General features: G+C 40.4%; 11 protein-coding genes. All 11 read left to right on the plus strand.

Features of this window, described 5'->3' with window-relative positions; genetic code table 11:
* The first annotated feature begins 1 nt into the window (after nt 1).
* Nucleotides 2-1,954, plus strand: coding sequence for a DUF2142 domain-containing protein (locus tag DWW33_RS06325; protein WP_118639092.1), 1,953 nt, complete (start codon nt 2-4; stop codon nt 1,952-1,954).
* A 90-nt stretch (nt 1,955-2,044) separates the two neighbouring features.
* Nucleotides 2,045-3,823, plus strand: coding sequence for a hypothetical protein (locus DWW33_RS06330; protein WP_118639093.1), 1,779 nt, complete (start codon nt 2,045-2,047; stop codon nt 3,821-3,823).
* Nucleotides 3,816-4,724, plus strand: coding sequence for a glycosyltransferase family 2 protein (locus DWW33_RS06335; protein ID WP_117840482.1), 909 nt, complete (start codon nt 3,816-3,818; stop codon nt 4,722-4,724). The genes DWW33_RS06330 and DWW33_RS06335 overlap by 8 nt, the downstream gene beginning before the upstream one ends.
* 56 nt (nt 4,725-4,780) lie before the next feature.
* Nucleotides 4,781-5,749 carry a glycosyltransferase family 2 protein gene (locus tag DWW33_RS06340; RefSeq protein ID WP_118639094.1) on the plus strand — a complete coding sequence of 323 codons (969 nt, stop codon included), beginning with the start codon at nt 4,781-4,783 and terminating at the stop codon, nt 5,747-5,749.
* 61 nt (nt 5,750-5,810) lie between these two features.
* Complete coding sequence (locus DWW33_RS06345; RefSeq protein WP_022244453.1) at nt 5,811-6,224, plus strand: sugar 3,4-ketoisomerase; 414 nt, start codon at nt 5,811-5,813, stop codon at nt 6,222-6,224.
* Nucleotides 6,225-6,236: 12 nt separating this feature from the next.
* Complete coding sequence (locus DWW33_RS06350) at nt 6,237-7,334, plus strand: DegT/DnrJ/EryC1/StrS family aminotransferase (RefSeq protein WP_118639095.1); 1,098 nt, start codon at nt 6,237-6,239, stop codon at nt 7,332-7,334.
* Nucleotides 7,335-7,347: 13 nt separating this feature from the next.
* The gene (locus tag DWW33_RS06355; RefSeq protein ID WP_118088229.1) at nt 7,348-8,337 is read left to right on the plus strand and encodes a GNAT family N-acetyltransferase; all 990 of its coding nucleotides are present in this window, start codon (nt 7,348-7,350) and stop codon (nt 8,335-8,337) included.
* A 15-nt stretch (nt 8,338-8,352) separates the two neighbouring features.
* A complete protein-coding gene (locus DWW33_RS06360; protein ID WP_118639096.1) occupies nt 8,353-9,360 on the plus strand; it encodes a glycosyltransferase family 2 protein in 1,008 nt (335 codons plus the stop codon).
* A 26-nt stretch (nt 9,361-9,386) separates the two neighbouring features.
* The gene (locus tag DWW33_RS06365) at nt 9,387-10,304 is read left to right on the plus strand and encodes a glycosyltransferase family 2 protein (RefSeq protein ID WP_158561572.1); all 918 of its coding nucleotides are present in this window, start codon (nt 9,387-9,389) and stop codon (nt 10,302-10,304) included.
* Between the two features lie 15 nt (nt 10,305-10,319).
* The gene (locus DWW33_RS06370; RefSeq protein WP_022244448.1) at nt 10,320-11,792 is read left to right on the plus strand and encodes a flippase; all 1,473 of its coding nucleotides are present in this window, start codon (nt 10,320-10,322) and stop codon (nt 11,790-11,792) included.
* Between the two features lie 11 nt (nt 11,793-11,803).
* Nucleotides 11,804-12,988: a nucleotide sugar dehydrogenase gene (locus tag DWW33_RS06375; RefSeq protein WP_118639098.1), complete on the plus strand. Its 1,185-nt coding sequence runs from the start codon at nt 11,804-11,806 to the stop codon at nt 12,986-12,988.
* Nucleotides 12,989-13,022 lie beyond the last annotated feature (34 nt).

A 13,022-nucleotide genomic window follows, 5' to 3' on the forward strand; every position in this document is an offset into this window, starting at 1 on the left:
AATGAAGGAAAAGTTAAAGAAGATACCACCGAAATATATCGTGGCGGGAGTAGTTCTTATTGTCATGCTGTTGTTGCTGGTAAAGCATCGGAGCATATTCTATAACTCTAATCAGGATAATTATAATGATATGAGTGGGGAAGAGGAAAATATTGCTGCTGAAGATGCAGTGGTGTCACAGTATTTCACAATTTCCGGTAATATGCAGAATATCGCGTTGCTTATGACGAATGATTCCGGAGAGGACGTTACGATTCAGGCAATGCTTAGGGATGCAGAGACGGATGAGGTATTAAGTGCAGTAAAATGTAATGTGCCAAAGTCTACCGGAACAGAAGAAGTGGTAAGCATGGAACTGACCTTAGATGGGGTAGAGGGAACACGAAGTGTATATCTGACGTTAGAAGAGGAGACCAGGGCATCGGAGGTATATTATTGTGCCTTGGCCGGAGATTATGAGCAGACGCTTCTTGTTAATGAAGAGGCAACGGCTGCAAGACTTCGTATGTCGGTAGTCTATGGTGGTGGACTCAATAAGACATTTTTTGTTCTGTTTGCACTGGGAATGGCAGTGGTAATCGGAATCTTTGTAATGCCGGTAAAATGGGCAAAGCCGGAAAATATGGTACTGATACTGGTTTTTGTGATGGGACTTAGCATGGCAGTAATCAATCCGGCATTTCAGGAATGTGACGGACCTTCCCATTTCTACCGGAGCATGGACGTGTCCTATGGAAATATACTTGGTTCCTTTGCTAATCTCACACATGAGGATGGTGTGATTTATGTGCCGGAAAATGTGCAGGAAATTGCTTATCGACAGTTGACACCAAATGGCAGTGAAGGAACTGCCTATATGGAATATTTAAAGAGCCATAAGTTTTCTAAAAATAAGATAAAGATGACTTATTATGACAGTGTGACTTCCGTAGTATACTGGCCACAGGGGCTTGGAATCTTCCTTGGAAGGACGTTCAATTTCAGTATTTATGGTGTAATATTGATGGGACGTATCTTCAATTTGCTGGCATATATGGGACTGGCATATGCAGCGGTGCGGTTTATGCCGTTTTATAAGAATCTTATGGCAATGTTTGCAGTGATGCCTTTAAGCATTTATCAGGCATCCTCTCTTTCCCAGGATGCAGTATTAAATGGTGTGGGCTTCTTATTTGTAGCACTGTGCTGTTACTATGCTTTTGATGAAAAAGTGAAACTGAACTGGAAGAAAACACTGGTGCTTGGACTTTTATTATTGATGATGTTCTTAAGTAAATATGTCTATGCGTGTCTTGGCCTTTTGGTGTTTATGATACCGAAAGATAAGTTTAACAGCAGAAAAGATTACTGGAAATCCTTTATAATCGCATTACTTCCGTTCGTCATCTTAGGTGGCTATGTTATGCTGCGGGTATCCTCCGGAATCAGCGGCTTGCAGGCAGGTGCCAGCGGCGGTGCAGACACCATGACACAGATGCAGTATTTAAAGATGTATCCGGCTGCGGCAGTAAAGGTTATCATTTCTACCTTGTTGATAAATATCAATGCATATCTGATGCAGTTAAATATTTTAGGCAGTATGAATTATCCACTGACACTGTTTTTGGTATTTGGACCATGTTTCCTTTTGGGTGTTGGTCTATTAGACGGTCAGGAAGTAAGAGGACGGATTAAGATACGACACCGGATTATTATGCTGCTTGCTTTTATAATCACTTTTGCAGCAATTATGATGGGACTTTATATCGGGGATGGCATTGCCAATCCGGTAGGTTCTTCTGTCATCAATGGTATTCAGGGTAGATATTTTATTCTGATGCTGATACTTCCGTTTCTGGCACTGGGAAGTGACCGGGTGAAACAGGACATCAGACATTTTACGGTAAAATGTTCCGGATTCATGGGCATCATGCTTTTATATGCAGTATTTATGCTGGTGAACACCTGTTACTAAAGGAAGTTAGAATAAAGAAAAGCTAGAATAAAGAAAAGTTGGAACAAAGAAAAACAAAGGAAGACTTAAGGAAAAGGGAGATAACATACGATGGGATGGAACTTTGGAACTACAATTTTTTATGGAATAGCAGTGCTGGCACTTTTAAGTGGTGCATTCTTTAGCTATAAGTCAGAGCGGAAGCAGGCAGGAATGACATGGATGGTATTGCTGTTGATTCTGATGAACTGCTATCACACTTTCTGGGCAGCAATACTGAATGTGATTCATATTCCGGTTAATATTATTTCAATGGGAATCATTGATTTGCTTACCGGCGGATTGCTCTGGTTCTTTATCGTAAAGAAAAAGAAATGGCAGAGGTATGAGTTTGCCATAGCAGATGCAGCATTTCTTGTAACCGCAGTGGCAATTATTGCAATATTTGCCAAGGTAAGATATGGCGGAATGGCTTTTAATATTAATTTCCTGACCATTGATCCGGCAAATCATTTCCGGGCAGCTATGGATTTAGTAGAGACCGGAACCGTAACCAGTATGTTTTATGAGACGGTGTTAAACGGACTGCTTTTCGAATTCTTAGCTCCATTTGCACCGGTGGACTATTTCTATCGTTTCTTTGTCTTGAGCGAACTGATACAGCTGATGATGTCGGCATTTATCTTCTATGGAATTGCAAGAAGGTTAAGCAAAGACCGGTTTGGCAGAGTGGCAGCTTATGCCCTGTCCTTTATCTATATGATTGGTTATCCGCTGTGCGCCATGCTCTACGGCTTTGTTTACCTTGGCATGGGTGTAACGGTTATCGGAATGATTATCATTTTAACAGATGTTTACTTAAAGGATGATATGCCAAAATGGCAGAATATTGTATGCCTGATGTTAGGCTGTCTTGCCATTTTTGAATGTTACGTCATGTTTATGCCGGTTACCTTCTTTGCTTTGATCACCTGCATTTTTGTAAAACAGTTTAAAGCAAAGAAACTGGTATCCAAAGATACCGTGGCAATCTGTCTGACGGTATTCCTGTTCCCATGTATGGTAGGTTTTTATTATACATATGCAGGCATTTTTACCAATGGAGTAACCGTATCTTCCGCACTGGTAAATGAGGGGGCCTGCTACCGGGATTTGTTTTCAAACTTTGTGCTGTTTATTCCATTGATGCTCTTTGGATTCTATGGAATGTGCAGGAAGAAAGAAAATAATCTGGTATTGTTTTTGGCACCATATACGCTTCTGTTTGCTTTATATCTTTTCCTGAAGACAGTAAATGGACAAGCATCTACCTATTATTTTTACAAGATTCATTTCCTGCTGTGGCTGATTGCACTGGTGCTGGTCTACTATGCAGTTGTCTATGCAGAGAAACAGGCAAAAGTCCTGATAACTGGAAGCTTTCTGATGTGGGTGTTCCTGACAGGAATGTATCTTGGTAAAATAGAAGAGAAAATTGCCATGCATAGTGAATTGATGATTTCTACTTACAAGGCAGAAGATTTTAATGATATTTTGCGTTATAATTATGTATCATTTGGAATGCCGGGATATTCCAAAGAAAAGGAAGAACTTTACCACTGGGTATATAATGAATTGATTTGTAAGGGCGAGGAAATTGTCCCGATGGCAGGATACTGGGAAGATGATTTATGGTATCAGGCAATTTCAGACCAGCGGTATTATGGCTGGGGACAAAGTGACCCGGATCATACGGATTATTTTAATCACCTGAATGAATCCGGTGCCAACTATATTCTGGTATTAAAGGACAGCCAGATTTATGCGGATGAACAGGCTTATTTTGATTCGTTAGAGAGAATATATGATACCGGGATAGGTTTTGTGGCAAGAAAGGAATTGTATGAGTAAAAAAGTAAATGTATTATTGGCTGCTTATAACGGAGAAAAGTATATTAAGGCGCAGATTGACAGTATTTTAAATCAGTCCTATCCCAATGTGGAACTTTATGTCCGGGATGACGGCTCTAAAGATGGAACCCTTGCAATTGTAAGGGAATATGAAGAAAAAGGACTGCTTCATTTGGAAGCAGGAGAGAATGTGGGCTTCGTAAAAAGCTTTGAATGGCTCATTGCAAATGGCGGCGAAGCAGATTATTATGCTTTCAGTGACCAGGATGATGTCTGGTTTGAAGACAAGATTAAGATGGCAGTGGAAAAATTAGAACATGCAAGGGAAGATGTGCCGGTATTGTATTTTTCCAATTATGATTTCTATGACGGAGATTTAAATTTCATGGCGCACCGGGATGGGAAGACGCCGAATATTTCTTTTGTGAATTCATTGGTGGATTGTGTGTCTCTTGGCTTTAACAGTGTATTTAACCGCAAAGCAAAGGACATGGTAACAGAGCAGATGCCGGAGAAATCTACCGGACATGACTGGTGGATGTATATGGTCTGTGCTGGAATGGGCGAAGTAATCTATGATGAGCGTCCGACGGTAAAATACCGCAGACACAATAATAATGTCAGTGATGGTGGGGACAGCTTTATTAAGTTCCAGATCTGGCGTTTTAAACGTTTTTTCTTGAATCACTATTTCCATCATATTCATGAGCAGATTAAGGAATACAGTGAACTTTACAATGAAAAACTGACCCCGGAAAATCAGAAGGCACTGGCACTTTTTACCAGGGATGGTTTTCATCCGCTGATTGCACTGCGCAAGGTTTTTTATCCGAAGAAGTTAAGACAGAAAGTCGTAGATGAGATATTTGTGCGTCTGGTATTCCTCATCGGAAGGCTATAAGTTGCAAATTTTAAGAAAACATAGTAAACTGTATAAGTTAACAAGAAGGAGCAACGATGAAATTTACTGTTTTAATCGTAACCTATCATCCGGACTGGAAGAAATTATTAGTTACACTGGATTCTGTCATGGCACAGACCTTTAAGGATTATGAAATCGTAGTCTCAGATGATGGTTCAGAAGAAAACTGTTTTGATAAGATAGAAGCATATTTTACGGCACACCAGTTTGCAAATTATACCCTTATTCCTCATGAGAAGAATCAGGGAACAGTAAAGAACCTCATAGATGGTCTGGCAAAAGCAAAGGGTAAATATGTCCGGGATTTTGGACCGGGGGATGCATTCTATAATGAACATACCCTGCAGCAGGTGTATGACTTTATGGAAGAGAATCAGTATGAGTCCTGTTTTGGGCTGATGAGGGGCTATTGCCGCAGGGAAGATGGCGGTGTAGATTATGTGGAATTTCCGCATCCCTTTGATTTATCTCCATATAAGAACTGGAATGAGGATAAGATTGTAAAGAATCTGGTGCTGTATCGGGACAATGCTTCCGGTGCATGTACCTGTTATACCGTAGATTATTATATGACTTATCTTAAGAAGATAGAGGGAACGGTCATTTATGCAGAAGATATTTTTCAGATGATGGCAGGCTTAGATGGCAGACCGATGCATTTCTTCCCGGATTATCTGGTATGGTATGAAGCCGATACCGGAGTATCCACTAAGAAGAAAAGCAGCTTCTCGGAGCTTCTTGCACAGGATGTAGACCGTTTCTATGCCATGATTCAGGAGCAGTACAGCGATAATCCATATGTGAAGAAGCAGAAAAAGGTATTGGGATTATATAAAATCAGAAACCTTTATCTTCGTACTTTGTTACGGCTGTTCCGCAATCCGGATGCCATCCGTTATCTTGTAAGCCATATGCTGCAGGTGCGAAAAGGCGCATACCAGCCGGCGCATAAGCAGAAGGGATTTTTGGATAATCCGGAATTCGGCAAAGAAAAAGCAGAGTAAGAGTAAGAAAAGAATTACAATAGAAAGTGAAGCACAGCAATGTGGAAGAAGGAGAATGTCCATGGAAGTGATTAAGTACAGATTTCAGCAGCATGGGGATGAACGCGGTCAGCTGGTAGCATTGGAAGAGATGCGTGATATTCCATTTGAAATTAAGCGTGTTTACTATATGTATGATACCGTAGATGGTGTACGAAGAGGCTATCATGCACACCGGTGTTTAGAACAGATTCTGATTCCGATTCATGGAACCTGTAAGATTCATCTGGATAACGGCAGTGAGACGGCAGAGGTCTTATTGGACAAGCCATATGAAGGCTTATATATTGCAAATAATATGTGGCGGGAAATGTATGATTTCTCTGAGGATGCAGTGCTGATGGTACTGGCATCAGAATATTATGATGAAAATGATTATATCAGGGATTACGATAAATTTCTTGCATTTGTAAAAGAGGAAAATAAGGATAAGTAAAGGAGAATTGTCATGAAAATACCATTTGTGTCATTTGAGAAAATGCATGATGAAATCAAGGACGAACTTACCGGAAAATTTCAGCAGGTTTTAGCAAAAAACTGGTTTATCCAGGGAGAAGAATTAGCAAAGTTTGAAGAAGAGTATGCCGCATATTGTGGCGTGAAATACTGTGTCGGTGTAGGTAACGGACTGGATGCACTGTTCCTTCCACTGAAAGCATATGGAATCGGAACAGGCGATGAAGTCATTGTTCCATCCAATACCTTTATTGCAACTGCACTGGCAGTTTCTTATACAGGTGCAACTCCGGTATTTGTAGAGCCGACTTTAGAGTCCTTTGACATTGACCCGGCAAGAATCGAAGAGAAGATTAGTGATAAGACCAAAGCAATTATGGCAGTACATCTTTATGGACAGCCGGCACCAATGGATGAAATCATGGAGATTGCAAAACGTCACAATCTGAAAGTAATCGAAGATTCTGCACAGGCACATGGCGCACTCTATAAGGGAAAACATGTGGGAAGTCTTGGAGACGGAGCCGGATTCAGCTTTTATCCGGGCAAGAACTTAGGTGCATTAGGAGATGCCGGAGCTTTTGTAACCAATGATAAAGAGCTGGCAGATAAAGTACGTGCCCTTGGCAACTACGGTTCTGATTATAAATATCATCATATCTATCAGGGAAATAACTCCAGACTGGATGAGATGCAGGCAGCTTTCTTAAGAATTAAATTAAAGAACTTAGACCGCTGGAATGCAAACCGTATTGAGACAGCAGAGAAATATCTTGCCGGAATTAAGAATCCGGAAATCGCTCTGCCAACTATAATGCCGGATACGAAGCATGTATTCCACATCTTTGCAATCCGCTGTGCACGCAGGGATGAATTAGAGAAGTTCTTAAATGAAAAGGGAATTGGAACCAATAAACATTATCCGATTCCAATGCATCTGCAGGGCGCATATGAAAGCCTTGGCATCAAAAAGGGAGAGCTTCCACTGGCAGAAGAGATTTCTGCAACAGAGCTTAGCATTCCGATGTATTATGGAATGACAGAGGAAGAAACCGGATATGTCATTGATGCAATCAATGCATTCAAATAGAAGAGGAGAGACTATGTTTCGATTTGAAAAATATGAGGACAGTTTAGAGGAACAGTGGGATAAATTTATCGCAGAAAAATCCATAAATGGAACCTTTTTACAGAGCCGCCGGTTCTTCAATTATCATCCGGCAGGCAGATTTAAAGATGTATCTCTGGTAGTATATAATGAAAAAAATAATATCGCAGCCCTGATTCCGGCATGTGAATTGGAGCAGGATGGAAAAAAGGTATTTTTCTCCCACAAAGGAACCACATTTGGCGGTATCATTATCGACAAGAAGCATCACAATGCCAAACATGTAGTGGTATTAGTAGAAGAATTAAAAGATTATCTTAAGGAGCAGGGCTATAACGAGGCTTATCTTAAGATGACTTCCGATATTTTCTCAGAAGTAGAAAGTGATTTATTCCAGTATGCATTCCAGCATGCAGGCTATACGGAGCATAAGGAACTGAGCACTTATGTAAACTATGCTACCTATAAAGAGGCAATTCTATCTAACTTTGCACAGGGAAAACGTACCAATGTACACAACTGTGAGAAGGAAGGTCTGGAATGCAGACCGCTGACGACAGATGATGAGATTAAAGAATTCTATGATATTCTCTGTGAGAACCTTTCCAAGTATGATACCAAACCGGTACATACTTTAGCAGAGCTTTTAGATTTCAAGAATGACCGTTTCCCGGAGGAATGCGGCTTCTTTGGCATCTTCAAAGAGGATGAAATGTTAGCTGGCTCCATGATGTTTTATTTCGATAAAGTAGGCTGTGCCCATACACAGTATCTTGCTGCAAGACAGGCGTTTAATAAATTAAGCCCGATGACCTTTATGTATTATTCCATGATTGTGGAAATGAAGAATCGTGGCTATAAACGGATTTCCTGGGGAACAGCAACCGAAGATTTGGGTAATTATCTGAATATGGGACTGATTACCAGTAAAGAAGACTTCGGAAGTTCCTATTGTAATAACCTGACCTACTCAATTACATTGTAGGCACTGGAGGATAGTATGAAAGTAAGCGTCCTTGTGACTTTTTATAATCAGGAAGATTATGTGGATGAGGCATTGCAGAGTGTCTTTGACCAGAAATGTGATTTTGATTTTGAGGTGCTGATTGGTGACGATGGTTCTACCGATGGCACCATGGCAAAATTACAGAAATGGAAGCAGAAATATCCGGAAAGAATGGAAATTTATGTGATGGACCGGGAACCTGGTGTGAAATACAACAGCAGCCAGCGGGCATCAAGAAACCGTCTGAATCTTTTGCAGTATGTAAAGGGAGAGTATTTTGCTTATCTCGATGGGGATGATTTCTATATCGATGACCATAAACTGCAGAAGCAGGTAGAGGTTATGGATCAGCCGGAAAATGCAAAATATGCAGTCTGTGCCCACAATGTCTATGCCTATGATGAGAAGACGAAAGAAAATACACCATTTTTAAACTGCAATCATACGATGAAATTAAAGGGAAAAACCTATTGGGGACGTTTCTATTTCCATCCGGATTCTATTCTGATGCGAAGTGCCTATATCAAGGATATTCCGATGGATGTGGTAGCAGATTATTTTAATGATAATACCATTACGTTCTGTTTTATCAAGCATGGGGATGTATATTATATGCCGGATATTATGGCGAGCTATCGTCAGACCGGAGACGGCATCTGGACGGGAAATTCCCGGTTTATCAACTATCTTAGAAATTTGATGGACTATGACTTGGAGCAGAAGATTGCACCGGAATTTATCCGCTACAGTCTCGTACGTCACCGGGCAGATATGAGTTTCATGCATAAATGTAAGGAACAGCCAGCCGGAGAAAAGGTGGCTTTCTATGAGGAAAAGATAAAAAAAGACGGACTTACAGTATCCGAGGCGTGGTTAGAATATTGCAAGACCGGAAAGATGTCTGATAAAAAGGCATTAAAATTATACCGGAAGGCAATGCTTTGGTATTTTGTATGCCATGTAAAATGGCTGTTCATTGACAGTTTATTATTACACAATTAGGATATCTGGAATGGATGGAATCAAAGATGAGTGAGAAGAAAAAATTTGGCTTTGTGGTATTGCATTATTGCACTCTTGATATGACGAAGAAGTGTATTGCGGCAATTCAGGAGAAAATGGCACAGGCCGATTATGAAATTGTGGTAGTAGATAATGCATCCGGCAACGGAACCGGCAAAGATTTAGCAGAGTGCTATAAAGACACAGAGCATGTAAGTGTTCTTTTGAGTAAGGAAAATCTCGGCTTTGCCAAAGGCAACAATCTTGGCTATGTATATGCAAGAGAAGAGCTGCACTGTGATTTTATCTGTGTGATGAATAATGATGTGATTTTATTGCAGGATAACTTTGCACAGCTGGTGGAGGCAGCCTATGAAGCCCATCAGTTTGCAGTAATGGGACCGCATATTGAATTAAAGGATGGCAGGGAAAATGCCATGTATTATGAAATTGCATCCATTGAGGGTTTGAAAAAAGAACGCCATGTATATGAGACGAGATTAAAACACATTACCTCTTCCATTTATCCGCTTTGGAATCTTTGGGACAGAGCAAAGCTGCTACTTCGCATCTTCCTTGGAAAGATTCATGTCATGCCGGAATTAAAGAAACATGAAGACTGCACAGAAGGCTCCTTGGAATATCAGGATGAGCTGGTACTGCATGGCTGCTGTCTGATTTTCTCGCCGATTTATCTTACAAAATATAAAGATGCATTCGTGCCGGATACCTTTATGTTCCGGGAAGAAGAACTTTTATATTTAAGATGTAAAGAAGCGGGAATACCGATGGTATACTGTCCGGAGGTAAGAATTCTTCATCTTGAGGATATCTCTACGGATTATATTTATAAGACCGAGCGTAAAAAAGAAATCTTTAATCTGGAGAATCAGATTAAATCACTTGGAATTCTCTTGGAACATTTAGAGGTAATGCAGAAGTAACAGCGAGGACATATTGTGAAAGAAGTAAAATCAATCAAATTTAACTTTATAATGAATCTGATTCGGGTTTTGATGACGATATTATTCCCGCTGATTACCTATCCGTATGCAACGCGGGTACTGAATTCTGCCGGAGTAGGACGGGCTGCCTATGTAGCATCCATTGTCAGCTATTTTCAGCTGATAGCATCCTTTGGTGTCAATAATTATGCCATTACAGAGGGCGCAAAAATCCGTGATGATAAAGCAAAATTAAATAAATTTGCTTCGGAAATGTTTTTCATCAATCTGGTATTTACGGTGCTTGCCTATATCGGATTTGCAGGTGCGTTGTTCCTGCCGAAGTTTGACGGCTATGAAATGCTGCTGTTAATCAGCAGTTCTACGATTCTATTTACCACCCTTGGTATGGAATGGCTTTATGAACTGTTGGAAGAGTATGAATATATTACGATTCGTTCCGTTATTTTCCAGGTGGTAGCACTTGTAATGCTATTTGTGCTGGTGCGGAATGAAGGTGATGTGGCATGGTATGTGGTATTGACTGCGGTATCTACCGTTGGCTCCGGTGTGCTGAATTTTATTCACAGCAGACATTACATCCATTTATTTGAAACAAGAGTCCATTGGGCTGATATCAAGGTTCATATGAAACCGATGGTATATATGTTTGGCGTTTCGATTGCATCTGTTATTTATCTCAATTCCGATATTACAATGTTGGGATGGATGAAGGGAGATAAGGATGCGGGAATCTATACAACGGCATCGAAGATGAATCAGGTTTTGTGTACGCTGATTAAATCTCTGAGTACGGTTATCATGCCCCGGATGGCATATTATCTTGAAAATGACCAGAAGGATAACTTTGACCGGCTGTTAAAACAGGCATTCCGTTTTATGATGATGTTAATTGTACCATGTATGGTGGGTATGCTTTTGATTTCGCCGGAAGTCATTCATCTGATATCCGGTAAGAATTACAGCGAGTTTTTCCCGAGTGTTACAACATCGAGAATTCTTGCCATCAATTTGTTCTTCTCGCCGATTAACGGCTTTATTGCATATCAGATATTTATGCCAAAGAAGAAAGAGAAGATTATTTTCTGGGCAACCTTGGGTGGTGCAATCAGTAACCTTATCATTAACTACCTGCTGATTCCGGTATTAAGCTACGATGGAGCAGCAATTGCTACCGTATTGGCAGAGGCAATGGTAATGTTAATCTGCATTATCTTAGGACATAAGATGATACCGTTTAAGGGAATGATGCAGGGTGTCTGGAAATATGTCATCGCATCCGTTCCGATGGTCATTGCATATGTGCTGTTTCAGAAGGTAACTTTCAGCAGTTATTTGATTTATATGTTACTGATGATTATCATTGGAGTAGTAACCTATGGCATTATGCTTTTAATCTTAGGGGATGAACTGGTGCGTGAAGAAGTACGCATGATATTTGGAAAATTGAAACACAATGAAAAATAAGGAGGATACACATGAAAATTGCAGTAGCAGGAACCGGTTATGTGGGATTGTCAAATTCCATTTTATTAGCACAGAATAATGAGGTATGGGCAGTCGACATTGTTGAAGAGAAGGTCGATCTGATTAATTATAAGAAATCTCCAATCGTCGATAAGGAGATTGAAGAATATTTAGCAGAGAAACCATTGAATCTGCGGGCTACCACAGATGCAAAGGCAGCATATGAAGGAGCAGATTTTATTATCATTTCCACTCCGACCAACTATGATGAGAAGAAGAATTACTTTGATACATCATCCGTAGAAGCCGTAATCAAGCTGGTTATGGAATATGCACCGGATGCAATTATGGTTATCAAATCTACAGTTCCGGTTGGCTATACCGAAAAAGTAAGAGCGCAGTTTGGCAGCAAAAATATCATCTTCTCTCCGGAATTCTTAAGAGAAGGAAGAGCATTATATGATAACCTCTATCCATCCCGTATCGTAGTGGGATATCCGAAAGAGGATGAAAGCTTAAGGGCAAAGGCAGAAGAGTTCGCGGGCTTATTAAAACAGGGTGCTATCAAAGAGGATATTCCGGTATTATTAGCACACCTCACCGAGGCAGAAGCAATCAAATTATTTGCAAATACTTATCTTGCACTGCGTGTTTCCTATTTTAATGAGCTGGATACCTATGCAGAGGTAAGAGGATTAAATACCAGACAGATTATCGAAGGCGTAGGCTTAGACCCGCGAATCGGTAACTATTATAACAATCCGTCCTTCGGATATGGCGGATACTGCCTGCCAAAGGATACCAAGCAGTTACTGGCAAATTATGCGGACGTTCCAAATAATATTATCGGAGCAATCGTTGCGGCCAATACGACAAGAAAAGATTTCATTGCACAGCAGATTTTAGATAGAAATCCTTCTGTAGTAGGTATTTATCGTCTGACCATGAAGACCAATTCCGATAACTTCCGCCAGTCTTCTATTCAGGGCGTTATGAAACGTCTGAAAGCAAAGGGCATTGAAGTAGTGATTTATGAGCCAACCTTAAAGGATGACAGCTTCTATAATTCCAAAGTAATCCGTGACTTAGACGAGTTTAAGAAGATGTCCGATGTTATTGTATCCAACCGTAACAGTGCAGACTTAGAGGATGTGCAGGACAAGGTATATACCAGAGATATTTATGACAGAGATTAATTTTAGAAAATAAAGCTGCCTGATTAGAACGACG

This window comes from Roseburia sp. AF15-21 (genome assembly GCF_003479505.1).
In the GTDB taxonomy this organism is placed as follows: Bacteria; Bacillota; Clostridia; order Lachnospirales; family Lachnospiraceae; genus Roseburia_C; species Roseburia_C amylophila.